Genomic DNA, 25,045 nt, shown 5'->3' with positions numbered 1-25,045 from the left:
CTGGCCGGGGCGGGCTACTTCGCCTCTTCCATGCGCCGCTCGTCGGTGTTGCTGGGATATTTCGCCTGCCCGAAGCGGATGATCAGCACGCCCAGCGCGATCAGCACGATCGCGCCTGCGGAAGCCAGCAAATGCAGCTCCGTGTTCGCGCCCGCGCGCAGGATGAGGTCCCGCGCAATCGACACCATGGCGATGTAGAGCGGAAAGCGTACCGGCAGTTGGCCCGCCTTGAGATACTGCCCGACCATGGCGAAGATCTCGAGGTAGAGAAACATCAGCAGCAGGTCGGTCAGCGTCACGCCGTCCGATTGCACCATGCGCCATATCAACACGCCCATAGCCGCCACAGTGCCAATGCCGATGATCAACAGGCCGAACAGTTCGGCGAGTTCCATGGCGCGTTCGAGGCGCCCCTTGATCGCTCGCTGCAGAGCGTTCTCGTACTTCATCTTCGCGGTTTCCCCATGACACGGTAGGGCAATAGTAGCGCGACAAGATGAAAGTACGAAAATGCGCAAAAAAATCCGCGCGGACGCGCCTGCGCAGCGGAATCAGGGCTGCGGACTTCGACATGTTCGAGAACGTCCAGGGGGCGACATTGCCCCGTCGCCGCCGCGCAATGCGGATTACTATATCGCCAGTGTATTGGGCAACCGGCAAAGGAGGTTCGATGGCCGACTGGTCGAACATGATGCGCGATTTCGTCGACGAAATCGCTGCGAGCGTGGCCATGATCGGCCGCGACGAGCGGGGCCAGTTCGTGGTTTCGGCCTGCAACGACCATTTCATGCGAATGACGGGCGGCAGGCGCAGCGCGATCAAATCGTTTCCGGCATCGTTCGATTCGCTCATTCCCAACTACGCCCGAACCGAATTCCGCCAGAAGCTGACCGACTGCTTCGAATCGGGCGTTGCCCGCGAACTCGAGCAGGCATACGACCTGAGGGACGGAACGCACTGGTGGCGCCTGTCGTTGAAGCCGATACGCCACGCCGAAAGCGGTGTCTCCGTGCTCGAAATCATGGTAACGGGCCTTGAAATCACCACGAAAATGTTGCTGACGCACGAACTGGAAGTCAGCACGTCGCGCTTTCGTTCGGTCGTGGACGCGGCCTACGACGCCATCATCACGATCGACCAGCAGCATTGCATCACGCTATTCAATCGCGCCGCCGAAAACCTGTTCGGGTACTCCGCCGAGGAAATGCTCGGGCAACCGATTACGGACCTTCTGCCCGAGCGCTACCGCCCCAATCATTCGCAATACGTTCACCAGTTCGCGCGCTCGCCGGTGCGCTCGCGCCAGATGGACGAGCGCAACCGCGTGTATGGGCTGCATCGGGATGGGTCGCTGCTGCCCGTCGAAATTGCGATTTCGAAAATCAACGTCGGCGGGCTGATCGAATTCACCGCCGTGATTCGCGATATCACCGACCGCGTTCAATTGATGGACCTGCTCCAGAAGCAGGCCGTCACCACGAGCTGACCGGCCTGCCGAACCGCCGTGAATTCACCGACACCGTCGACAAGCTTCTGGAATCGGACAACACGCTCTCCGTCTTCATTCTCGATATTGACTACTTCAAGAAGATCAACGACAGCTACGGACACGACATCGGCGACGAAGTGCTGCGCGTCCTCGCCAAGGTCGTGATGAACTCCGACTGCCGGATCGGCGTGTTCGCCCGCTGGGGCGGCGAGGAGTTCGTCGCTGCGCTGCCCGACTCCGATATCGGGAAGGCAACGGCGGCGGCAGAAGAATTGCGGCTCGCAATCGAGCAGCAGAATTTCGAACACACCTGGCGGCTGGGCAAACCCGTTCCTTTTACGGTAAGCATTGGCGTGACCGAGCGACTGCCGGGCGAGCGCGATCTGGGGCCGCTCGTCAAGCGCGCGGACCTCGCGCTGTATCGAGCGAAGGACAACGGACGCAACCGCGTGGAAGTCGGCTAGCCCCCTTTCGCCAAGGAGTCTCTAATGGACAGAATCGCGCTGGCCTGTGTGGCCGTGCTGGGTCTTTTGCTGTTTGGCCTCGGCGCGAGCATTTCCATGCTGCGCTTTCGCGAAGGCGCGCTCTCGGGTTGCGCGCCAGACCCGGCACGCCTGCTGCACAAGCTCGTTCGCGCGCACGCGAACACGGCCGAATATGCGCCCTTCCTGGCCGTGCTGTTTCTCTATCTGGGCGCACACTCGCCCTCGCCCGCGACACTCGCGCTGATCCTGGCGGCGACTTTCTGCCGGTGCCTGCTCGTCGTCGGGCTGATCGCGTTTCCTACGATGGCGAAACCCAATCCCGCACGATTTCTCGGTGCGATCGGCACTTATGCGGCAGGTATCGCGCTGAGTGTCGCATTGCTGCATTGACCCGAGGTGTGAACGGACAATAGAGTTCGGCACAAGACAATAAAGAGAGCCCTGGTGGTTGCAGCGCGGGGTTGACCGGCAGATCGCCACCGGGCAGAGCGTGGATCCCATGCTCGCCAGAAATCTCATCTGGCTTCGCGGCAGCAGGCAGATCGCGCGAGAAATGCAAAACGATGAGTTACGCGCCCGGTTCGTTAAGGGCGTTGGGGATGCCGGGACCCATGACCGGACCCATGTGGTTGCGGCACAGAGATGTCCGGCCCAGTCAGTTTCGGTTGCCGACCTATATGCTTCAGGTTGAAGAGGATACGCAGGTCTCATGCGCCTGGCGGCACGTCCTGACGCGAACGAAACGCGGGGCGACATGCTGGCGATGCGCGGTCAGGTCGCCGAGCGCCTCGAGGCGCATGCCCGCGACGACGCCACGCTCCTCATTACCGCGCTACGTGGTCACGAACAGCAGATCTGGCCATTTCCCCCGCTGGACCCACTCGCACCACCTGTGCGTCGCCAGACGATCTGCAGCCGCTATCACGTAATTCCATCTCAAAAAATGATAGGAATCCAAAGTTCTAGCCATTTGACAAATACGTTGGATATTCGACACGCCGCCCCGCCAGTCCGATTGACCTGTCTGCATTGCGGTCCTAGATTCTTCCGTTCGCGGCACGTTCAATCGCAACGGCAATGATTCCGCTTCGTTCCATTCAGGCGGACAGGAAGAGGGATGGCGCATGAATGCTGTGACAAAGAACTTCACGGATGTGCTGCGCCACCCGAGCGCGCGGCTCACCCAGCATTTCAGAATCTGGATCGGCAAGCGGGCGCTTGAGCTCGATGTGCTTGACTTCAGGGTACGTGGCGGGCTCTGCAAGGACTACAAGGTCGACATCACGGTCACGTCGCCACAGCTCAATCTTGATGGCAAGGACTATGTGGGGCTGCGTGCTGGCCTGCAGGTCGACGAGCGGGCATCGGTGCCCTCGGCGAGCTGGACGAGTCCCGTCGACCATGCAGCGGCCACCCTCAATGGCGTGGCAACGCGCTGGAAGCGCATCCGCACGAGCCGTGACGAGGCCGCCTACCAGATTCGCCTCGAGCCGCGCTTTGCCGCCCTGTGCAAGCGGATCATCAGATCCGACGTGATGAAGAATGTCACGTTCGAGGAAATGGTCCGCCAGTTGATGGTGGACGGCCAGAACTTCGACGCCTTCGACATTGAGTTCCATCTCGAAGGGCCGCAGGAGAAGATGGAGCAGGTCGTGATGTACGAGGAGTCCGTCTGGAACTTCATCACGCGGCATGCGAAACGCAAGGGCATTTTCTGGTTCTATCGGCAGGAGCGCGGCGAGAACGGGCTGCTCGACATCCTCGTTTTCGCGGACAACCCGCGCGCGTACATCCGGTCGGTCAACCTGCCGCTGCTGGCCGGGTCGGGCCTGAACAGCAACTGGCACGAGGCGGCGCAGGCCGTGCACGAGCAGCGCGAACTCGTGGCGGCAACCATCGAGGTATGGGAGCGCAACTACCGCACGCCGGAGGATCCGCTGCGGGCCACGGCGAACGTCTCCGACGATGCGGACGACCGCTCGGTGTTCGGCCAGATCAGTTGCAGCACGGAGTTTCACCTGACGCAGGGGCAAGGCGAAGCGCTCGCGCAGGCGCGACGTGACGAGCAGGTAGCGCGTCAGGTGACGCTCGCGGGCAGGACCGACGCGAAAGGCATCGCACCGGGCGTCGTGATCAGGCTGACCAACGCGACGATGCCCAGCGCGGAATACGGCTTCGTGGTGACCTCGTTCAGGATGAAGGGCAGCCGCACGAAGCCGGTCTATACACGGTTCAAGGCGATGCCCGCGCACCTGACCTACCGGCCTGAATTCGCCTACGAGCGGGACTGGCGTTTTCTGGGTGGCCCCGTTGTTGGCGTCGTTGGCACCCTGGACTCGACCCCGTATGCCTTCCTGGATGAGTTCGGTCGCTACCCGGTTCTGCCGAAGTTCCTGCAGGGCTCGGGCAACGCCGATAACAGGCTGCTGAGCCTACGCCTGCTGCGCCCCTCGTCATCGTATCAGGGCGGGTTCCATTCGCCCCTGCTGCCGGGAACCGAGGTGATGCTCGAGGCGGCTCATGGGGACGTGGATCGCCTTCATATCAGCGGCGCCCTGCACGACCATTCCCATCAGGATCCGGTGCGTGGCTCGGATGCGTTGTTCAGTTACTCGATCTGGCGCGCGCCGCTGCTCGGCGCGGAGATCGTGTTCAACGATCTGCGGGACAAGGAAAGCGCGCGCATCGCGACGGTGTACAGCCAGACGGCCTTTAACCAGGGCTACCTGCTCAACAGCAAAAAGCTCCCTCGCGGAGAGGGCTTCGAGGCTACCACGAAATCGTGGGGGACGATGCGCGCGGCGAAGGGCCTGTTCTTCTCGGCGGACGCGGCGGCCGGAGCCGATACGCCGCACCTCGACATGCCCGCCGCGGTCGCACAGCTGAAGGCCGCGCTGCAGCGCGTGAAGGAGCTGGCTGCTGCGACGACGCAGGCCAATGCCGAGCCAGCGGATCGGGCCACGCAGGCCGTTCTCCTGGACGGGCTGAACGAGCTTCGCGACGCGGGGCTGCTGGCCAGCGCTCCGGGCGGCATGGCGTTCGTGACACCGAAATCGGCACAGCATTCGGCGGGCCAGAACGTGATCGTCACGGCGGGTCAGGACATGGACGTGAGCGTCGTCAAGCGCCTGCGCATGGCAGCGGGCGAACTGATTTCGCTGTGCGCGCACAAGCTCGGCATCAAGATTTTCTCGAAGGGCAAGATCGAAATGCAGGCCCAGGGCGCCGCCATGGACATCTTCTCCGACCAGCAGTTGCGCGTGTCGAGCGCCAGCGCGAACGTACTCGTGGACGCCAAAACGAAGGCGATGGTGGCCAGCGGGGGTGCGTCAATGACCATCGAGAACGGCAATGTCGTTTTCACCTGCCCGGGTGAGTTCCGCATCAAGGCGGCGTCGTTCACGTTCGAGGGGCCGGGCAATACGGCTATCACCCTGCCGCAGCTGCCCGTGAGCAACTACCAGCCCAACCCCAGATACAGCCACACACAATAATGATCATCAGCCCACCGTTCTTGCCCGAGGCAGGTCTTGCGGCCCCGTCCGGCACCAACCCCGATCCGATGATGGACGCCGTTGACAGGTTCGAATGTGCCCATGGTATCTACCCGATCGCCTTCGACCGGCGCTGGCATTGTGGCGTGCATCTTCAGCCGGATACAAAGGGCAAGGTGCACGCGATCGCCGATGGCGAGGTCGTTGCCTACCGGGTCTGCCAGCACGCGATTGACGACGGCGCGAGCCATACGGGCTTTGTGCTGCTCAAACACACGACCGAGACCGGCGATGGCCGCACGCTGACGTTCTATTCGCTCTACATGCATCTGCTACCCTTGGCGGAATATCAGCAGCACAGCGCGAACGCCAACGAGTTGCCGGAATTCCTGCGCACACCGACGGGTGATCCCGGTGCGCAGGTGCCCCCGGCAGTCCAGGGCAATGCAAATCTGAAGGTCAGGCGCAAGGCCGTACTGGGGTGGCTCGGACAGTACGAGGGCATGCCGCATCTGCACTTCGAGATCTTCATGCTGCCTGCGGATTTCGACGCATATTTCGGGCGCACGCAACTTGGCAACGTGACGCCTACCCCACCGACTGGCACTGACTGGTGGGGGCATGCGTATTTCGTCATTCCGGCAGGCAGCAGGTTCTTCCGCCTGCCGACGGGGACGGTTACTGACGCCCACCACAAGAACAAGCTGCGTGGCATTGAATTCGAGCTTGGGCAGGAGGGCTCGAACAGTTTGCCGCTTCTTGTGGAGACGTACTTTAGTCGTGGCTCCAAATACACCAACGTCTGGAGCGTCGCACAGGATGGCACGCGCACGCTGCTCTCGCCGCAGCCCGTCGAGGAAAAGGGCTACGAATACGAACTGTACAAGCGTGCCAAGGCGCTTTATTCAACATGTCCAAGCGATGGGTATGAACTGCTGCGCTTTGGACGTATTCTTTCGACGTCTCCCACATTGGCGGATCCGGCAGCTAGTTCGCCCCCTCCAGCCCAAGTAGCATCGTCTAGCAACGCGCAAGCCGCAAACATACCTAATCAACGCGTGACCTGGATGAAAGTCACTTGGGCTACCGGCCAGGTGGGCTACATCGATATCAACGACTCCAGTATCCACAAGTTCTCGGACGCGGATTTTCTGTTCTCCATGGGATGGAAGAAGATTAGCGACGGCAACACTCCGTTCGATAGCGACGGACTGTGCGACGTGGAGGCATTGAAAAAAATCCTCAAGGCCGCGACTGATAATGAACAGCCAGCGGTACTAGTAGAAGCGGCCGAAGTGCAGAAAGCAAACGCGCTTTCAAACTACGTGAAAAACAACGATCAGGTGCGCCAGCAGCTACGCGGATTTGTCTGTAACGCGCCGAGCGAATGGGACAGTACGCACAACGAGGAACGGTATACGAAGCTGCTCGAGGAGGGCGGATTCTACCGAGGTAACAACAAGGGCTACAACGATTTCCTCAAGTATTTGAAGGAGGTGCAATTCTGGGACAAAACTGGTTTGCCAACCGGGCAAAAGCTATGTTTTTTTCACCCCCTCGCGTTTGTACGGCACTTCAGGAAATGCGGCTGGCTGAGCAAGGATGAGCTTTCGCAAATTTACTCTGAATCAAATTACATCGCAGTGCAGAAGACTGGGGAGCAATATCGAGAAAAGTATCGTGGTGCGATCAATCGTGTCTTTAGGAAATATGGCATCCACAATTCGGTACGCACGCCCCATTTTTTTGGGCAAATTGCAGTTGAATCGTATTATATGATGGCAATTCGCGAGGGGAATGTTGGGGTGCCCATTGCTGTTAAGACCAACAACGCCTCAATTATGCCGGAATCAAACGGTTATCTGCATGCGCCGGCAAATTTTGTTGCATATTTTCATCATTATGAAAATAATATTGGACTGGGCAATACAAGTGCCGGTGATGGGGTGAAATTCCGTGGGCGGGGGTTCAAGCAGCTTACTGGACGATATAATTATTCCGAATATTGGGTCTTTAGGGGTTGGCTTGATGGCAACTCATACAACCATGCCTGGTTCAGCAAGCATCCGCCCGGCGATGGTCCAGTTATAAATAATCCCGAGTTGGCGGGAAATGATACGTATTCTTGCGTTGATACTGCGGGCTTCTTTTGTGTGCTTTATCCTGTCGAAAAGGCTGCGGATATTGGCATCTCAGAAGCGGCATCGCACGCTGTAAGCAAAATTGTTAACCCGTTCGACGTGAACAGTCCGCCATTACGCTGGGCAGAAACACAAAAAGCGTATCGAATATTGGGGGATAAGATATGAAGAAATATTTTCTCCTTTTTTTGTTGGGAATTTTTCTGTCGAACGCTCGCGCGCAAGTCGTTAGATCTTGCGATGGAAGGTATTCGGCACGGGCCACTGGTCGAGCCGAGATGCTCGTCGAGATGGACGGAAAAAAACTAGGGGTAGTTAAAATTGATCATGGAATTGATGCGGGCGTTTTTTCTTTGGATGGAAGGAGTTTGGTTGTTTATGGAGTGCCAAACAAAATAGACTTTCGAGGCCCTCAATCTGAATTTCTTTCAATTTATCTTTTGAGACCGAAGTTGAACATGATTATGGAAAGAACATATGGTGGAGGGATATATGATGTCGCGATTAGCTCCGACCAAAATTCGGCATTTATTTCTAGCCGTTTCGGATTTGATATCGTGGATATAAAAAAGTTGAAAATTAAATCATTCGACCCGATATCGGAGCCACATTTTTCAAGGCAGCAATGTAAAAATTAGCAACTGACTTGGCGATCTACGATCTGCACGGTCCGACCGTCATCGACGAAGGCGCGGCCAAGTTTCCTGATCGCGACCACAAGCCAGCAGTTGCGCGTGTCGAGCGCCGGCGCGAACGTACTCGTGGACGCCAAAACGAAGGCGATGGTGGCCAGCGGGGGTGCGTCAATGACCATCGAGAACGGCAATGTCGTTTTTACCTGCCCGGGTGAGTTCCGCATCAAGGCGGCATCGTTCACGTTTGAGGGGCCGGGCAATACGGCTATCACCCTGCCGCAGCTGCCCGTGAGCAACTACCAGCCCAACCCCAGATACAGCCACACACAATAATGATCATCAGCCCACCGTTCTTGCCCGAGACAGGTCTTGCGGCCCCATCCGGCACCTACCCCGATCCGATGATTGACGCCGTTGACAGGTTCGAATGTGCCCATGGTATCTACGAGCTGCTGCGTTTTGGCCGCATCCTGGCCGCACAGAAGACGCTCGCCGAGGATGTGCGCGTGACCTGGATGAAAGTCACCTGGGCTACGGGTCAGGTGGGTTATATCGATATAAATGACTCAAAGATCCAGAAGTTCTCGGACGCGGATTTCCTGTCCTATATGGGTTGGCAGAAGGTCAGCGACGCCAACTCGCCATACTACCAAGCATTCTATGGTCGCGGACTGATGCAGCTTACGTGGCCATCGCTCTACGATGACTATGGGAAATTTCGAGGATTCTTGTCCAACAATACCGGACATTATGCGGATCCCAGGATTACACAGACATCGAGTCATCACTGGTCCGGACCACCAACCGTTGATTCTCGTGGGCATACGCATACTGACATGCGGCAATGGTACCCGCGGTACGACCCGGATATTGTCGTTTCCGTAAGTTCGAATGCGTGCGATAGCGCTGGCTTCTTTTGGATCTGGAAGCATTTCATGGGTGTCGCGAACATCTTGCGGATTGCCGATATGGGGATCACTACTGTCACGGTCGGACGAATGTCGATTTTGGTAAATGGGGGTGGAAATGGGTACGACGAAAGGCAGCAGTACGCAGCCTATTTGCTTCGATATCGCGGCGACACGACCGAATCGACAACGAGTGAGACGCTAAACTTCGCAAGGCAGCGAATTGTTTCTCATCCACATCAAATGCCGACGTGGGGAGGCACCGCGGCGGTTTCGCACGTGTATGTAGACTTTAACCCGCAAAACCCGGCTTGAAACGAGAATATTAAGCATATGAAAAATTTCAGAATTTTTGTGTTGCTTGCTCCCCTGATAACTTCTTTCGTCTATGCTAAATCTGACGCTGCGAAAATAGGTCCAATTCCGACTATCCAGAACGCCTCGCCTGCGTTGAATAAATCGCTTCACGCGCTAAGAATGCGTATTGCGTCCGATGCGCAAGATTGCTTGGGGAATGCGAAAGGGATGGAGGCTGTCGGAGAATACAACGCCTCCATAAAGGAAATTCTAGATACGAGCAAGATAGCAGTATTAGAAGTATCAGAATCTATGATCTGCGATGGAATACACTCATCGTCATACCAATATGGACTCGCATTTCATAAAATAACTGGAAAGCGATTCGATTTAAGTCAGATTTATAACATAGCGACAAGGCAGGATGGACATCTGTTCCTTCGGCCGGAACTCGGTAGTTCAGCCAGGGCAAGCTATAGGCAAGCAAACAAAAATAGCGGGGCCTGTCTTGACGGTACAGGCTGGGAAACCGAATTGATGAATATTCCGATCACATTCGCGCCGCAGCCAGATGGTTCTGTCATCCTTTACTACGCTGCACCGGATGCATCTGCAGCGTGCTTTCCCTCTCTGCGCCTGCCTCCGGACGCAATTTCGGAATTCCGAGATGGTAAGCAGGCGTCTCAATACGAACTTCCGTAACTATGTTGAACGGTGCCGTGGGCAGACGTGCGCGCTGTAAGCAAAATTGTTAACCCGTTCGACGTGAACAGTCCGCCATTACGCTGGACAGAAACACAAAAAGCGTATCGGATATTTGGCGATAAGGTGAACATGGCCGTGAAGTGACCAGCCTCCGAGCAAAAACGTGGGGATTGTAGTGGATCTGGAAAACGTGAAGGCATAAAGTATGAAGAAATTGTCGATTTATGTTTCTTTTTCACTGTTCGCTGTGAGCTGTCTTGTCAATGCTTCAGAACAAGAGGTTGCGCCGACACTATCTTTCGTGAAGGCGATTCCGCCTGATGTGGCTAAGCATTTGACAGGTGATGGCTATAAACTATTCCCGCAGCGAAAGTTCATTTCGTGGGATGAAGGGGGTAAACATTATTTAATTATGCTTCGGGATAAGGGAGACGGGTGTGGAGTGGTGGATTTTAATGAAACTAACGATGATTATAGTATCGTTGATTCATTCGATAGATGTAAGGTGGTGTCTTATCCGATAATTAAGGATCTTGTGGGTGACGGTAGCCAGGCGATTGTTGTTCGGCTGCGGGTTCATTCCAATGGTGCGGCTGATGTTGATGTGAATCATACGAGTGCGTATTTATATGTACCGGAATCGAAGAAATTTTGCAAGAATGAGGATGCTGGGAATTTTGCTTCCGGGGTTCGTGTACCAAATTCTGTAATCAAATTTGGATCGTCAACCTGCTACTGATGTTGTGGTGGCACCTATAAATATCTTGTATGCCTTAAAAAACGACGCATCGTTTCATTAGGTGGTCTGCACTCAATTCTATCCAAATAAGGCGATGCTTCTTAAAATGAAATCCCCAATCCGCAAAGGCGACAAACTCGAATACGGTGGCGAAGTCACCGGCGGTTCCCCATGGACCGTTTTCATGGGCAAGCCACAGGCCCGCAAGGGCGATGCAGCGGTGTGTGAACGGCACGGCCCGACCGTCATCGACGAAGGCATGGCCAAGTTTCCCGACCGCGACGGCAAGTTGTTCGCGATGCATCACCATCGCTGCGCATGCGGCTGCCGCCTGCTGTCGTCGCTGTCCAACATGAACTTCGGCTAATGCCAGTTGATCTCTCCTCGGCGGGACAGCCAAGCGCTTACCCGCGCCGTCCGCGCTTCTGGCCATGGTGGTTCTGCATCTGGCTTGCCTGCGCTGTGCTCGGAGCCGCTATCGCGCTGCTGCTGTGGCCGAAGGGCGAACGGGCGGGCGGTGCGTGGTTCTGGTTCTGTGTTGTGGGGATTCCGAACGGGATCTTCGGGCTGCTCTTCGCGATCGATCGAGCTGGCTATGAGGCCATGTGGTATCGCGCGTACCACCGCAACCGTCATCGTGACCGGTGGCTTGCGCAGCGCATCTGCTTCGCGCAGAAGCCGCTGCGGGTGCTGGGTGTCGGCTGCTGTCTGCCCCTGAGCGGCCAGACGCTTGCGCAGGCGATAACCGCCGGCGTGCGGTTGCCACGACAGCAACTCCCGCGGTCGGGTGCCGCAGTTATCGAACATTGCCGCTTCGAAGAGAAGGCGCTGACGGTCGAGGCGCCTGCGGTAATGGATCCGTTCGCGCGGATTGCGGCTGGCACCGAAACCGGAGACACGGAAGCGGCAGAGCAGCCGCCGGCCAAGATGGTTGCCCTGCTCGCGCTCAAGATGGCTGATGCGCTCAAACCGCTCACCACGAGCCTGCATGCGCTCACGCGATACGAATCGGCTCACTGGCCCCAGGTGCGTGTCCTGGCTGAGTCCGGCGAAGAAACCTTGCGCGAGCATCAGGTGCGCGACGCGCTGCACCTGGCTGGCCTGCCGCCGCTTTCTGTGCAGGCGGTGCCCGCCTCGCAGGGACTCCTCCTGGCCGACGCCTGGCTCGACGCGCGCGAGGCGCGGCCACTGCTCGTGGTCGCAGCCGCCTGGCATGACGGACAGCCCGCCGTCGGCAGCACGGAGGGATGTCTCGCCGTGCTGCTCGATGCTGGCCTCTATCGCCTGCCTGAAGACGTGCCCGTGATGGCGCGCCTCCATCGCCCTGTCGAGGGCAAGGCCGACGAGATCGAGTACTGCTTCGCCAATGCGGTGTTATGGGGCAAGGCCGATTTCGCCGCCGTGACGCGCGCGTGGATCACGCGCGCCGTCGAACGCTGCAACCGGGGGCTGCGCATCGCGAACCTGGATGCCATCGCGAAGAGCGAGGCCCAATGCGAGCCGGCCCGTATCGTTGGCGATTTTGGCAGCGCCAGCGGCTGGCTGTCCGTGGCGGCCGCCATTGAATGCGGCGTTGTGGATGGGCCGCAACTGATTATCGGTGGCGTGCAGTCCGCCATTCTTCATGTCCTGCCCGGCGCACCCGGGAAGGATCCTTCCTCGCCTGAACACTCCGTGCATGACCGATCCGAAACTGAACCTGCGACCGCTTGACCCGGCTTCCGTGGCGGAGTCTGGACCATCCGGACGCGTCGCGCTCTGGGGGGTGCTGGTCGCTGCCCTGATCGTCGCCACTGTCGCGACTGGCCTGGTGTGGTTCCGGGGCGACCTCTTCGATCTGGCGCCCGGCGAGGCGCGCATGCAGGTGGTGATCGCCATCCTCATCGCCTTGATTGTCGTCGTCGCCCTTCACCTCGCCCTGTTTTTCGTCGGTGCCTACGCCTTCGCGGGGCGGCTATTTCGCAGGGAGACAGGCGACCAGACGAAACCGCCGAAGCCGCTCAAACGCGACGCCCGTCTGCAACGCATGTACGACGAGCTACGCGTCTCGCACGGCTGGTTCTGGCGTGGCCGCCTGCGCTGGCTGCTGGTGAACGGCACAGACGAGCGGGTCGATCAGGTCGCGCCCGGCCTAAAACAGGCGGGTGTCATGCACGTGGGCGAAACCGTCCTTGTGCACGCATCGCCAGACGGCATCGAGGCGGCGAAGTGGCTCGGCCAGCTCCGGCAGTTGCGCCGCCGGAGCCCGGTTGATGGCGTCGTCCACGTCGCGCGCGCCGACGATATGGATACCGAACTACCCCGCGCACTCTCGGGCATCGCCACCGCGCTGGGCTGGGCCGCGCCCGTTACGTTCCTGCATCCAGTCGAGGCGAAGGGTAGTCCGTCCGAACGCTTCGACGCGGTGGGCGCGTTCATGCCGAACGATTCGCGCCGGCAGGCGCACGAGGCCGCCGCCAGGCTGCCGGATTTGCTGAACGAGGTCGAGCAGAGGTCTGCGGATGCGGGCGTACACCTTTGCACCGGGAATAACCTTCGGGTGACCTGGCTGATGGAAGTGTCAAAGTACGTCGGAGATCATTGCGGGCGCATCGTCGATCGCCTGCGGACGCTGGCTGCGTCGAACTGGCTGCGCGCGCCGCTGGCAGGCATCATGTTTGCGCCGGTCTTTCCAGGACCGACCGTCGTACCGGTGCCGGTAGCCAACGGCGACGGGACGCCCGGCGTGCCTGTCGACACGCCGGCGGCAGTCACGGTCGTTCGTGTGCAGCCCGCTGCGCTGTTACCGGTGTGGCGCGAGATCGCGGCGGGGTCGCCCAACTACCGGGGCCGTCGCGTCGGCTTCTACTGGCCCAACGCGCTGGCTACGCTCGTCATCGCCGCGGCGATCGCCTGGTGTGTGTGGATGACGGTCTCCGTCATCGGCAACCGGCAGCTCGTGCGCGAGGCAGATCAGACCGCGCAGACCGCCGTCGAGGCAAAACCGCAAACCGCCGAGTCCTGGCGCGCCCAGCTCGCGCTCCAGCAGTTGATGGAACAGCTCGAATACCGCCAGCAGCACGGCGCACCGTGGTACCTGCGCGCGGGCCTGTCGCGCAACGACGACATCCTTGCGGCGCTCTGGCATCCGTACGGGATCGCGACAACACGCAACCTGCAGGCACCGGTCGTACGTACCATCACGGACCTGCTCAAGGCCGCAGGGGAAGCCCGCGCCGATGCGCTGCAATCGCAGGACACGCGCGGCAGCACCTATAACGCGCTGAAGACCTACCTGATGCTCGGAGACCCCGCCCGCGCCGATGCGACGTTCCTCCGGCGCGCACTGGTTGCCCTGTGGCGACGCCCTGTGGACATGTCCGAAGGCGAGCGCGACGATACCGGCGGTCGGCTCGCAGCCTTCTACGCGGATCACCTGAAAGCCCATCCAGAATGGCGCATCACACCCGACAGCAGTCTCGTCAGCACAACCCGCAACATGCTGGTCACGCAGATGGGACTGGCGTCCGCCGACGACACCGTGTACCAAAGCATCCTCGACGAGGTCAAAGGCAAGTACGCAGACGCGTCGCTCGAAACGCTGCTCAACGGCGCGGATGCACACGGGCTGTTCACGACGTCGCAGACGGTGCCGGGCATCTACACCCGCGCCGCGTGGGACGGCATGATCGCGGACGCGATTGACAGGGCGGCGAACGAGCGGCGCGTCAGCGGCGACTGGGTGCTGACCGGCGCGCAGCCATCGCAGACCATCGGCAACACGCTCGCACAGGGGGCGATCCGAACCGCCGCCGCGATCGACGAGAAGCGGGCGGCCGAAGAACTGAAGCAGCGGCTCACTGCACGGTACTTCGCGGAATACACCGCCGCCTGGCAGACCATGCTCAACAGCCTCCAGTGGCTAGCGGCATCGAACCTGAACGGCGCGATCGACCAGCTCGCGCGTCTGGCCGACGCGCAGACCTCGCCACTCATCTCCCTGATGAAGTCGGTACAGTACCAGGCACAGGCGGGACGTCCCTCGCAGGCGCTGACCGATACGCTGGTGCGCAAGGCGCAGAGCCTGATCGGCAACAGCGACGACGCGAATCCGCCAGCCGTCAATCCGCTGGACAAGTCATTCGGACCGCTGCTCGCCCTGATGGGAGAGACGGGCGTTGCAGCGACGAACGGCGCAAACAGCAAGGCAGGCGCCCCGGCGAACATCGCGCTGAACGGTGTAAGCCTGTCGCGCTATCTGACTGCGGTCACGACGATGCGTCTGAAGCTGCAGCAGATCGCGGGCAGTCCCGACTCGCAGGCGATGGCGCGCTCGCTCGCGCAGGCGGTCTTCCAGGGCAAGCTCTCGGAGCTGTCGCAGGCACGGGATGACGCGGCGCTGACAGCCGCAAGCCTCGGTGCCGCCTGGGCGGGCTTTGGCAACGCGGCGTTTGCGCAGCCACTCGAAGCCGCGTGGCAGACGATCCTGCAACCGGCTGCCGCGAGCCTGAACGAGGCGTGGCGCGCAAGCGTGGCCGCACCGTTCAGCGCCGCGATGAGCGGACGCTATCCGTTCTTCGACACGCAGGCCGATGCGTCCTTCGCCGAACTCGGGCGCTTCGTGCGCCCCGACACCGGCCTGATCGCCCGCTTCATCTCGACACAACTCGCGGGCGTACTGAAGCTCGAAGGCGATCACTGGACGCCAAACGAACTGGCGCCCCAGGCATTGCAGTTCGATCCGAAGTTCCTTGCCGGCCTGCGCCAGCTATCGACCGTAGGCGCGCAGCTTTATGTGAAGGGCGATGCGAACGAGCGCTTCGAGATGATGGCCTTGCCGACGCCGAACGTGACGCGCTCGGAACTGTCGGTCGATGGCACACAGATCGTCTACTTCAACCAGCAGGAAAGCTGGACGCCGCTCGCATGGCCCGGCGACGGCCTGAACGGGCATGCCGGTCTGACATGGCAGGCACTCAACGCGGGCCTGAGGCAGGCGTTCGATTCGACGGGCGACTGGGCATTTCTGCGCCTGCTCGCCAAAGCCGATGTGAAGCCACTGGACAGTACCCGCTACGAGCTCACATGGAACGATGCGAATGGCGACCCGTTGCGCTACGTGCTGCGCACGCAGGTTGGAACCGGTCCGCTCGAACTGCTGAAGCTGCGTGGCTTCCAGATGCCGGAAAGGATTTTTGTCATCGGCAAGGGTGGTGCCGCACCGATGCTCCCGCCCCTGCCACCGGAGTTAATGCCATGACCGCATCGTGGAAAGAGTTCCAGCAGGACGGTGGTAATCCGTTCCTGCGATATTTCGACGCCGAGATGCGCTACCTGCGCGAGGCTGGCCGCGAGTTCGTGCGCGATCAGCCCGAGGCCGCGCGGCGCCTGGGCATGCAGTATGGCCAGGAGAACGACCAGGTCCGGGCGGCCAACGAGGCCTTTGCGTTCCTCATGGCACGGTTGCGCATGAAGCTCGACGACGCCATGCCGGAGGTGACCGAGGGCCTGCTCGACAACCTCTTTGAGCACATGGCACGGGCGATCCCGTCGCTGTCGGTCATCGAATGCACGCCCCTGAATCGCCGGAATACGGCCATGGCGCAGATTCCCGCCGGGGCCGTGGTGCGCTCGGCGCCTGTCGGCGCCGATGGGGTGCAGTGCCCGTTCCGCACGACGCAGGCGGTCGAACTGCTGCCGCTGTCGGTCGAGGACGCAGAGGTGGCGGTGCGCGCGGACGGGCGCACGGTCATCCGCCTGACTCTCGGCCTCTGGTTCGGGGACCAGCGCGAGCACGTGGACCTGTCGCGCATCCGCCTGTACCTGCATGGCGAGCGGCCCGCGGCCGCCGCCCTGTACGCGGCGCTCACGCGCCAGATTGCGGGAATCAACCTCCGCCTGCCGTCGGTGCGCAATGGCGAACTGCTGCCGCTCGAAGGCGTACGTTTCGAGGCGGCGGGATTCGGTCCGTCGACACGGCTATGGCCGGTGACGAACCCGGAGCGCAACCAGCAACTCGACCGCGAGCAGACGCTGCTGGAGTATTTCGTGTTCCCGCAGAAATTCCACTTCGTCGACCTCTGCGGCTTCGATAGCACGCTGGTGCCGGCGGGGGAAACACGGATGACCTTCGAGATCGAGCTGCAAGGGCGCATGCCCGGTGACCAGCCGGTGGGGCGCGAGAGCTTTCGCCTCTTCTGCACGCCCGTGATCAACGTGTTTGAGGTCGATGCGCTGCCGCTGCAGCCTGTTGACTGGAACGATACCGGGCACCGCGTGCGGGTGCAGGCCGCCGTGGAGGACCACGTCGAGCCTTACGACGTGCTGTCCGTGACCGCGGCCGATCCGGAGGGCAGCGCCCGGCATGCCTATCGGGCGTTCACGAGCTTCCGGCATCGTGGCTGGATGCTGCGCTACGAGAAACCAGAGCGGTATTTCCATACCGCGATGCGCTACGGGGCGCTGGGCCGGGAGGTGTGGGTCACGCTCGCGGGGCAGCTCTGGGCGGGGACGTATCGCTACGCCGGGGATGACGAGGACCGCCCACAGCCGGACCGTCATCTGACGGTGCGTGCCCTCGCGAACAACGGACGCCTGCCGCGCCTGGCACTTTCGGAGGCGACGATTACCGAGGCGGTATCGGGCTTCACCGGCATCGCGTCGGTGCGCAACCTGACGGGGCCGAGCCTGCCGCAGTATCCGCCGCGTTATTTTCCGGGCTACGAGTGGCGCGCGCTGGGCCATTTCACTGCGAATGGCGAGAACGAATTCAACCAGATGCTCGGGGAAGGCGCGCCCGTTCTGCGCGAGGTGCTCGAACTCTACGACTGGACGGTGGACGACGCGGTCCCCCAGCGCATCGACGCGATCCGGACGGTGCACTTCTCCCTGGACCAGGTCCTGCAGCGCGGCTACGTGCTGCGGGTCGTGCGCATCCACGTCGGCCTTGACGCGGGTGGTTTCGCCGGGCCGGGCGACGCCGTGCTGTTCGGCGACGTGCTGAACCACTTTCTGGGGCGCTACGCGAGCGTGCAGTGCTCCGTGCAGCTGCTGCTGACCATCGATGGCGAGGAGACGGTCTATCCGCGCACCGATTTCAACGGAGCGCCATTCTGACGCGTACCCGGATCATGCAGGGTGCGGCAGGCGTCGCCCTCGCGCTGACGCTCGGCGCGTGCGGCACGTGGCAGTCGGTGAAGGACGGCACCGTGAGCGCAACGAAGGCGGTGTTCGAGACCAGGGTCAAGCAGATGGACCTTGTCATCACCGCGCGCAGCGCGCTGAACCAGAATGGAGAAGGGGCATCGCTGCCGGTGGTGCTGCGCATCTACCAGCTCAGCGATGACAAGCCCTTCTCGACGGCGACCTATGCGCAACTGCTCTCGGGCACGGACGCCCTGAAGGCGGCAACGCTCTGGAGCAGGGATCTGACGCTGGGGCCGGGCCAGACGCTGAAGATTTCCGAACCGATCGGCGATGAGGCGAACTATGTGGGCGTGGCGGCGTTCTTCCGTGACACGACCAACGCCGAATGGTCGGTACTGGTCCCGAAAGCGCAATGGAAGAAGACGGATCCGGTGAGGCTGGTGGCGGCTGAGCGCAATCTCGAACTCGATACGGAGCGGCAAAAATGAGGAAGAGTTCAGTTGCGGACAAACGCCATAGTTCAGTCACGATCCCTCCGGTTCGTTGGCAATTGAGAATGGCCAGGGCCTGTTCAGACGCTGGCCGATAGCGTCTCGACACGCCGCCGGTCGCGCAGGACCGCCAGCGCGAGCGCGGCGAGTCCGCACGCAGCAATGAGCGCAAGCAGCGCCGCACGGCCGCCGTGCACCAGCACCCAGCCGCCGACGCTCGGAAAGCCGAACGCGCCGACGAAGTACGCCGCGACGAACCAGGTGAGCGCGGCACGGCGGTGCGCGGCAATGGAGTCGTTGACGGCCTGGAGTTGGACGATCGGGTAAGCGAGCCCGTACCCGGTGCCGAGCAGCACGGCGGCCGCCGATTGAAACAGCACATGAAACGGCACGACGAACATCGCCGCGCTGCCCATCACCATCATGATGAGCAGCACTTTCGTCGCGGTTTCGGAGCGCATCTTGATGACCACGCGCGCGAGCAGCCAGCGCGAGGCGATGACCGTCACCGTGTAGACGCTGAAGAAGGTCGTCGCTTTCGCCCCGGTGCCTTGCACGAGCGACATCTGAAACGTCATGAGGCCCGAGAACACGCAGCCTCCCAGCGCAATGATGACGATGGGATACACCGCGCGGGTGCGGACGATCACGCCCATCTTCAGGAGCCATGGGTCCGGCGATGCCGGCTCCTGCGCCGCGGACGTGGAGCGCACGTGCGGCGCGAGCCGGCCGAACAGTTCGAGCAGCGCGGCCGCCAGCACGCACAGGCCGCCGATCGTGTAGAGCACGCCGCCAAGCGGCATGCGCCAGAAGCGGATCGCGAAGCCCGCGAGCGCCGGACTGGCGCCGATGCCCGTCATCTGCATGGTGGCGAAGCGCAGGAACCAGAGGCCGCGCCCGGCGTCGTTCGTGCGCTCGGCGAGCGCCATGGGGGCGGCCAGGCAGAACGCGCCCCAGCCCAAGCCCACGAGGAAGCCGGGCACGACCTCGAAGCGGCTCACGTGCTCGACGAGCGCGAAGCTCACCACGCCCGCACCCACGCACAGCGCTGCAAGCGCCGCCATGCGCGCCGCGCCCACATGCTGGGCAACCCAACCCGTGAGCGAGACGCCCACAAAGGTGCCGAGCGCGGCGCCCGCGAGCGCCACGCCGGTGTTGATGTCGTTGCCGCCAATGGCACGCACGTGCATGGAGAACAGGAACGTCGCGCCATAACCTGCCGATGCGAGCAGGACGCCGACGAGCATGACGAGGGCACTGAATGGGCGCACGGCGGGAATTCCGGACGATGACGGAAGTGTGCAGAGTATCAGTCCCTGTACCCAGCGCTGCATTCAGGTGCTCCTCGGGTGCGATGACGGTGGCAGGCGAACGGCCGCCCAGAGGAAGCGGCCCCACTCGACGGCCGGCGCGGGCCGGTTACTTTGCGTCCTGCTGCGCGTGCTCCGCCGCGTCGATGATCGCGTCGGCCACCGCCTTCGGCTGGCTCAGCATCGACACGTGGCTGCCGTTCACGCGCGTCACCTTCGCGCCGATATGCTTCGCCATCGATTCCTGCAGCGCGGGGTCGATCATGCGGTCGCGCGTCGTCACGACGAAATACGAAGGCTTGTCGTGCCACGCAGCCTGCGTGACCTTCTGCGAGAGCGCGCCGCTGAACCACGGGCCCTGCGTGGCCGCCACGATGCGTTGCTGCGCGGGCGGCAGGTCGGGCGCGAAGTCCTGGCGAATCGCCTTGTCGGAGAGCGTCAGGTAGCCCGCCGAGTCTTTGCGCAGTTCGCTCGCCCACGGCGCGGCCGGCTGGCCCTGGGTGATATCGGCGATCGACTGGCCGTTGTCGGGCGCGAAGGCCGCCACGTACACGAGCGACTTCACCTTCCCGTCGTTGCCCGCTTCGCTGATCACGACGCCTGCCCACGAGTGGCCGACCAGCACCACCGGGCCCTTCTGCTGCCCGATCACGCGCTTCGTTGCGGCCGTGTCGTCCGCGAGCGAGCTGAGCGGGTTCTGCACGGCAACGACGTGCAGGCCGCGCGCTTCGAGCAACGGAATCACGCGGTTCCAGCTGGAACCGTCGGCGAATGCGCCGTGCACCAGCACGACGTTGGTGCCTTTCAGGTCCCGCGTCGGCGCGGCGTGCGCCGCTTGCAGCGCGAAGAGGCCGCCGAGGAGCGCCACGGACGTGACAATCCGCTTGATCGAAGCCATCGTTTATCTCTCTTCTCTTATCGGGTTGTTCGGTGGGCTGGGAAAGGCGGATTACGAATGCGCGTAGATCGGGCCGAGGCCGGGAACGTCGTCCTGCGCGGCGCGCTGGGCGTTTGCGGCGCGATGCGCTTTCTGCAACTGCACGAGTTCGGCGCGCACCTGGGCACGGGTGACAGGCTCGTTCGACTGGGCGAACGAAACAACCGGGGCGGCGGCGAGAGCTGCAAGAGCGAGGAGCTTGAGGGCTTTCATGACGTTCTCCAAAGAGGAATGAGGAAGACAGCGATCGGGTTCAACCCGGGTTCGGTCCAGCCCGAGTGGTGAATCGAGCTGGCGTAGGTGTATTTGAACGTCCGGATGTATCTGCCGTGTTTCCATTTGGGGCGCGGTTTGCATATGAACGTGTCCGAATTGCGCGCAGATACATTGCGCTACAAAAAGCTCCCGACGAAGCGCGGCACGGGCCGCAACGCAAATGCCGCCGGGCTCGCGAGGGCACGGCGGCGTGGCATGGCGCGGCGCGTATCAGCCGAACGTGAAGCTGTAGACGTGCGCGCCCGGGTCGAGAAAGCGGATCTCGAAGGTGTGGTCCGCGATGCGGCCGGACTGCCGCACGAGCTGATACAGGCGCGCGCTGGTGGCGACGCCACTGCCGTCCGCTGCAACATCGGTGCCGTGCGCAACGCCCGGCGGCGCACCGTCGATGCTGATGCGAAAGCGCACGGGCTTGCCGTCGGCGGCGGGCGCGAGCACCAGATGCAGGTCGCGCGCATGGAAGCGATAGGCGATGCTCGCCTGCGGCGCGCCTGACACCGCAGACTCGGCGCCCACGTTCCACCGCCCGCCGAACGCCCACTGGTTCAGGCCGAGCTGCCCCGGCAATGCGTAGGCTACGGCCGTATCGGCCTGCACGCGCTGCGCATTCGCATTGCCCTGCGCCTCGCGATACCCCACATACGTTTCGCCCGAGCCGATGTCGCGCGAATCCGCGGGGGCCAGCGCGCCGCTTGCCCGCGGTGCTGTCGGCGTGGCCGCGGGCGCGGCGCGGCCGTTGTCGGCCAGCAGTTGCTGGATCGCCTGCTCGGCCTGCGCGTAATCCCCTTCGCCGAAGTGGTGGTAACGGATACGGCCCTGCGCATCGACGAGATAGAACGCCGGCCAGTACTGGTTGCCGAAGGCGTTCCAGATGCGGTAGTCGCTGTCCACGGCGACGGGATAGCGGATGTCCAGGTTGGCCAGCGCGCGCTTGACGTTGCCTGTTTCATGCTCGAAGCCGAATTCCGGCGTGTGCACGCCGATCACGACGAGGCCGGCGTTACGGTAGCGGTCGGCCCACGTCTTCAGATACGGCAGGGTTCGCAGGCAGTTGATGCACGAATAGGTCCAGAAGTTGACCAGCACGACCTTGCCGCGCAGCGCTTCAGGCGTGAGCGGCGCGGAATTGAGCCACGCGTTCGCACCGTCGAGCGCCGGCAGGCGGCCTTCCACCGGAAGATCGACGGCGGGCGACGCGGCCGGCAGCGATACGCGCACGACGTGGGCCGCTTGTTCGTGTGCTTGTTCGTGTGCTTGTTCGTCCTGTACCGCTGGACGTGCCTGGGCTTCCCGCTCCTCATGACGCACTCGCTCCGCGCCGGGCGTTTGCCGTACCGCGGCAGGACTCGCAAGCAAGTCGACGAGGCGCGCCTCCACGCCATTGGTCGGCGCGCCCGGCACCAGCGCAAGCAGGCGCGTATCCACGCCCAGCGCGATCGCGCCGACCGTGAGGAGCACGAGCGCCCCCATCGCGCGCCGCACATGCTCGCCCACGCCGAGCGAGCGCTTGAGCACGACCATCGCGCGATGGCCGAGTCCCGCCACCACCGCGAGCGAACTGGCGGCGCCCACGGCATAGGCCGCGAGCGCGGCCCAGGTCTGCCAGGTCACGCCGTGGCGGGCCGCGCCGGTGATGATGAGGCCGAGGATCGGCCCGGCGCACGGCGCCCAGAGCAGGCCCGTGGCCGCGCCGAGCAGCACGGCGGAGCCGATGCGGCGCGACGCGCCGTCGTCCTGCGAGCGCGCCATGAAGCGTTCGGCAAGCGCCGTGAGCGGGCCGGAGAGATGGGTGGCGAGTGCAGGAAAGAGCAGCGCTGCGCCGAACAGCGCGAAGAGCCCGAGCGCGATCCAGCGGCCGTACTCGCTCAACTGCGCCGCGCCGTTGAGGCCGGCGGCGCCGAGCCCCGTGAGCAGCGCGAACGTGAGCGCGAGGCCGAGCAGCATGGGCAGCCGGCCAGTGAGGAAAGGCTCTTCGGAACGCGCGAACACGAACGGCACGACCGGCAGGATGCAGGGGCTCAGAACGGTGAACGCACCGCCCACGAATGCGATGACGATGAGTAACATGAGTTCGGTCTCCAGACGAATGTCGGCGGACTCGCCATGTGCCGTATTTCAGCGCGGGCATGTATCCGGGGAATGTCTGGAAAGCGCTCGCCGTGCATCGTCATGTATCGCGAAAGCGGCTGGATACAGACGGATACAAACACGCGCACGGCGTGCAGCGGCGCGCGCGAGGCGGCGGCCGCGCAGTGGACGATTTGTATCCCTACGTATCGCGCCCCGGCGGCGACACACTACGTTTCAACAGCGCCGCAAACGCGACACGCGCCAGATACGTGGGAGCGTTCCAATACGCTCGTCGTCCACACAAGGAGAACACTCATGATCTCTCGTCTCAAGATTGCCGCTGTTGCCGTCGGCCTCGCTGCCACCGCCGGGCTCGCCGCGTACGCTTCGGGCGAAGCGCCGTCCGGCGGCTCGGCCGCGCTGCAAACCGGCGCGCAGGCACCCAACTTCACCGGCATCAACACCTGGCTCAACAGCCCGCCGCTCGACCTCAGGCAGCTGCACGGCAAGGTCGTGCTCGTCGACTTCTGGACCTACGACTGCATCAACTGCGCGCACACTATCCCGCACGTCAAGGAACTGGACGCGCGCTATCGCGACAAGGGTCTCGTGGTGGTCGGCGTGCACACGCCCGAGTATTCGTTCGAGCGCGACACCGGCAACCTGCAGAAGGCCATCAGGCAGTACGGCATTACGTACCCTGTCGCGCAGGACAACGGTTACGCGACGTGGAACGCCTATGGCAACCAGTACTGGCCGGCCGTTTATCTCATCGACCAGAACGGCAAGCTCGTTTATACCCACTTCGGCGAGGGCGACTACGCACAGACCGAGCAGAAAGTGCGCGATCTGCTGGGCATTCAGGGCAAGCAGGGATGATCGGCTGGCGCCGCCGCTGCGGCTTGCGGGGCGGCGGCGGTCACAAAGCGCTACGCTACGTATTCGCCGACACCAGCAGCAGCATCGGGCGTTCGAGTTCCTCCGCCAATGCGGGCGTTTGCTGAACCTGCTCGGGCGTCGGCGCGAACTCATTCACGCGCCGAATATGGAACCCCGCGTCGATCAGCGTGTTCAGCGTGGTGCCCAGCGTGCGATGGTATTTCAGCACGCCCTTGACGAACCAGTCAGTGCGGCGCTCGCCCTCCATGGCGTAGCCGTTGACAGGCCAGGTCTTGCGGCCCCGCTGGTCGCCCGCCTCGCTGCCAATCCAGTGCGGGTTCGCCGCCGCCATGTACACCGGATGCTCGATCGTGAAGACGAGTTGGCCGGCGCTTGCGAGTGCACCGCGAACGGTGCGTATGAGGCGGGCGAAATCGGCCACGTAGTGAAAGGCCAGCGCGCTGTACACGAGATCGAACGCCTCGCCGGGCAGGCTCAGCATGTCGAGATCGCCGATACGGTACTCGATGGCGGGGTCCGTCGTATCTGCCCTCGCGCGCGCAATCATGCTCTGCGAGATGTCGATGCCGAGCACCGAGGCTGCGCCCTGCTCGCGCATCCAGCGCGACGCCCAGCCGAAGCCGCATCCCAGATCGACCACGCGCTTGCCGCACAAATCGGGCAGCAGCGCGCGAATTGCCGGCCATTCGGGCGCGCCTTCAAGCCCCAACACCTGGCGCGGGAGCTGGCTATAACCAGCCAGGAATTCCGGATCGTCGTAAATATTCTGCGCCATGTCTTCCTTCGAGTTCGCGAGCGAAGAGACCGACTATACGCGTAACATGCGTGGGTATCAGGCACTCGTTCAGGTGCTCGTGTCCGCTCTCGCGATACACGCCGCGGATCACCCAGCCTTTTCCGCGCTTCTTCAGCTCATGCCCCTGCGACTCGATCAGCCGCAGCAGCGATACCTCGTGCTTGATGCGTTCCAGTTCTTCCTGCGGGATACGCGGCATGACTTGTCCTTTCGGCTAAAACCCTATAGCTCGGTTGCCGAGTAACCT

At 62.2% G+C, this 25,045-nt stretch carries 20 protein-coding genes and 2 pseudogenes; 15 read left to right on the top strand and 7 right to left on the bottom strand.

The window, feature by feature from the left end:
- Nucleotides 1–14 precede the first annotated feature (14 nt).
- Nucleotides 15–449 (bottom strand): phosphate-starvation-inducible protein PsiE, encoded by a 435-nt coding sequence (locus BHE01S_RS26045; protein ID WP_042268919.1) that lies wholly within the window; start codon nucleotides 447–449, stop codon nucleotides 15–17.
- Between the two features lie 221 nt (nucleotides 450–670).
- Here BHE01S_RS26045 and BHE01S_RS26040 point away from each other — a divergent pair.
- The 14 genes and pseudogenes from BHE01S_RS26040 to tssJ all read left to right on the top strand — a co-directional run bounded on the left by BHE01S_RS26040 (nucleotide 671) and on the right by tssJ (nucleotide 18,506).
- Nucleotides 671–1,953, top strand: a pseudogene (locus BHE01S_RS26040) (sensor domain-containing diguanylate cyclase).
- A 24-nt stretch (nucleotides 1,954–1,977) separates the two neighbouring features.
- On the top strand, nucleotides 1,978–2,364 hold the full coding sequence (locus BHE01S_RS26035) for an MAPEG family protein (protein WP_042268918.1): 387 nt from the start codon (nucleotides 1,978–1,980) through the stop codon (nucleotides 2,362–2,364).
- 764 nt (nucleotides 2,365–3,128) lie between these two features.
- Nucleotides 3,129–5,468 carry a type VI secretion system tip protein VgrG gene (gene vgrG, locus BHE01S_RS26030; protein WP_245639864.1) on the top strand — a complete coding sequence of 780 codons (2,340 nt, stop codon included), beginning with the start codon at nucleotides 3,129–3,131 and terminating at the stop codon, nucleotides 5,466–5,468.
- Nucleotides 5,468–7,777 (top strand): M23 family metallopeptidase, encoded by a 2,310-nt coding sequence (locus tag BHE01S_RS26025; RefSeq protein ID WP_052406121.1) that lies wholly within the window; start codon nucleotides 5,468–5,470, stop codon nucleotides 7,775–7,777. Before vgrG ends, BHE01S_RS26025 begins: the two co-directional genes overlap by 1 nt.
- The gene (locus tag BHE01S_RS38060; protein ID WP_157025650.1) at nucleotides 7,774–8,247 is read left to right on the top strand and encodes a hypothetical protein; all 474 of its coding nucleotides are present in this window, start codon (nucleotides 7,774–7,776) and stop codon (nucleotides 8,245–8,247) included. The genes BHE01S_RS26025 and BHE01S_RS38060 overlap by 4 nt, the downstream gene beginning before the upstream one ends.
- 96 nt (nucleotides 8,248–8,343) lie before the next feature.
- On the top strand, nucleotides 8,344–8,577 hold the full coding sequence (locus tag BHE01S_RS26020; protein ID WP_407669552.1) for a DUF2345 domain-containing protein: 234 nt from the start codon (nucleotides 8,344–8,346) through the stop codon (nucleotides 8,575–8,577).
- Nucleotides 8,577–9,467, top strand: a complete 891-nt coding sequence (locus BHE01S_RS26015) for a hypothetical protein (protein WP_042268915.1) — start codon at nucleotides 8,577–8,579, stop codon at nucleotides 9,465–9,467. Before BHE01S_RS26020 ends, BHE01S_RS26015 begins: the two co-directional genes overlap by 1 nt.
- Before the next feature lie 18 nt (nucleotides 9,468–9,485).
- Nucleotides 9,486–10,151 (top strand): hypothetical protein, encoded by a 666-nt coding sequence (locus BHE01S_RS37125; RefSeq protein WP_084069229.1) that lies wholly within the window; start codon nucleotides 9,486–9,488, stop codon nucleotides 10,149–10,151.
- Nucleotides 10,152–10,359: 208 nt separating this feature from the next.
- On the top strand, nucleotides 10,360–10,893 hold the full coding sequence (locus BHE01S_RS38055; RefSeq protein ID WP_157025648.1) for a hypothetical protein: 534 nt from the start codon (nucleotides 10,360–10,362) through the stop codon (nucleotides 10,891–10,893).
- 106 nt (nucleotides 10,894–10,999) lie between these two features.
- On the top strand, nucleotides 11,000–11,260 hold the full coding sequence (locus tag BHE01S_RS26010; RefSeq protein WP_042268914.1) for a PAAR domain-containing protein: 261 nt from the start codon (nucleotides 11,000–11,002) through the stop codon (nucleotides 11,258–11,260).
- A complete protein-coding gene (locus BHE01S_RS26005) occupies nucleotides 11,260–12,606 on the top strand; it encodes a hypothetical protein (RefSeq protein ID WP_042268913.1) in 1,347 nt (448 codons plus the stop codon). Before BHE01S_RS26010 ends, BHE01S_RS26005 begins: the two co-directional genes overlap by 1 nt.
- Nucleotides 12,572–16,132, top strand: coding sequence for an ImcF-related family protein (locus tag BHE01S_RS26000; protein ID WP_042268912.1), 3,561 nt, complete (start codon nucleotides 12,572–12,574; stop codon nucleotides 16,130–16,132). The genes BHE01S_RS26005 and BHE01S_RS26000 overlap by 35 nt, the downstream gene beginning before the upstream one ends.
- Nucleotides 16,129–17,988 (top strand): type VI secretion system baseplate subunit TssF, encoded by a 1,860-nt coding sequence (tssF, locus tag BHE01S_RS25995; protein WP_052406119.1) that lies wholly within the window; start codon nucleotides 16,129–16,131, stop codon nucleotides 17,986–17,988. Before BHE01S_RS26000 ends, tssF begins: the two co-directional genes overlap by 4 nt.
- 14 nt (nucleotides 17,989–18,002) lie before the next feature.
- On the top strand, nucleotides 18,003–18,506 hold the full coding sequence (tssJ, locus tag BHE01S_RS25990) for a type VI secretion system lipoprotein TssJ (protein WP_042268911.1): 504 nt from the start codon (nucleotides 18,003–18,005) through the stop codon (nucleotides 18,504–18,506).
- An 83-nt stretch (nucleotides 18,507–18,589) separates the two neighbouring features.
- On the opposite strand, the gene BHE01S_RS25985 is transcribed toward tssJ, so the two are convergent.
- The 4 genes and pseudogenes from BHE01S_RS25985 to BHE01S_RS25970 form a co-directional block, all read right to left on the bottom strand.
- A complete protein-coding gene (locus BHE01S_RS25985) occupies nucleotides 18,590–19,780 on the bottom strand; it encodes an MFS transporter (RefSeq protein WP_042268910.1) in 1,191 nt (396 codons plus the stop codon).
- Between the two features lie 148 nt (nucleotides 19,781–19,928).
- On the bottom strand, nucleotides 19,929–20,717 hold the full coding sequence (locus BHE01S_RS25980; protein WP_042268909.1) for an alpha/beta hydrolase: 789 nt from the start codon (nucleotides 20,715–20,717) through the stop codon (nucleotides 19,929–19,931).
- A gap of 126 nt (nucleotides 20,718–20,843) precedes the next feature.
- Nucleotides 20,844–20,969 (bottom strand): annotated as a pseudogene (locus BHE01S_RS39700) (DUF4148 domain-containing protein); the annotation flags it as partial.
- A gap of 273 nt (nucleotides 20,970–21,242) precedes the next feature.
- The gene (locus BHE01S_RS25970; protein WP_042268905.1) at nucleotides 21,243–23,099 is read right to left on the bottom strand and encodes a cytochrome c biogenesis protein DipZ; all 1,857 of its coding nucleotides are present in this window, start codon (nucleotides 23,097–23,099) and stop codon (nucleotides 21,243–21,245) included.
- Nucleotides 23,100–23,417: 318 nt separating this feature from the next.
- Between BHE01S_RS25970 and BHE01S_RS25965 the strand changes: the two genes are divergently transcribed.
- Nucleotides 23,418–23,981, top strand: coding sequence for a thioredoxin family protein (locus BHE01S_RS25965; RefSeq protein ID WP_042268904.1), 564 nt, complete (start codon nucleotides 23,418–23,420; stop codon nucleotides 23,979–23,981).
- Nucleotides 23,982–24,036: 55 nt separating this feature from the next.
- Here the strand turns inward: BHE01S_RS25965 and BHE01S_RS25960 are convergent, their stop codons facing one another.
- On the bottom strand, nucleotides 24,037–24,777 hold the full coding sequence (locus tag BHE01S_RS25960) for a class I SAM-dependent methyltransferase (protein WP_042268903.1): 741 nt from the start codon (nucleotides 24,775–24,777) through the stop codon (nucleotides 24,037–24,039).
- On the bottom strand, nucleotides 24,731–24,997 hold the full coding sequence (locus tag BHE01S_RS38050) for a hypothetical protein (protein ID WP_157025645.1): 267 nt from the start codon (nucleotides 24,995–24,997) through the stop codon (nucleotides 24,731–24,733). The genes BHE01S_RS25960 and BHE01S_RS38050 overlap by 47 nt, the downstream gene beginning before the upstream one ends.
- Nucleotides 24,998–25,045 lie beyond the last annotated feature (48 nt).

The organism is Paraburkholderia heleia NBRC 101817 (genome assembly GCF_000739775.1).
Classification (GTDB): domain Bacteria; phylum Pseudomonadota; class Gammaproteobacteria; order Burkholderiales; family Burkholderiaceae; genus Paraburkholderia; species Paraburkholderia heleia.
The sequence above is the reverse complement of the archived record's forward strand: the minus strand, read 5'-3'. Positions and strand labels throughout refer to the sequence as shown.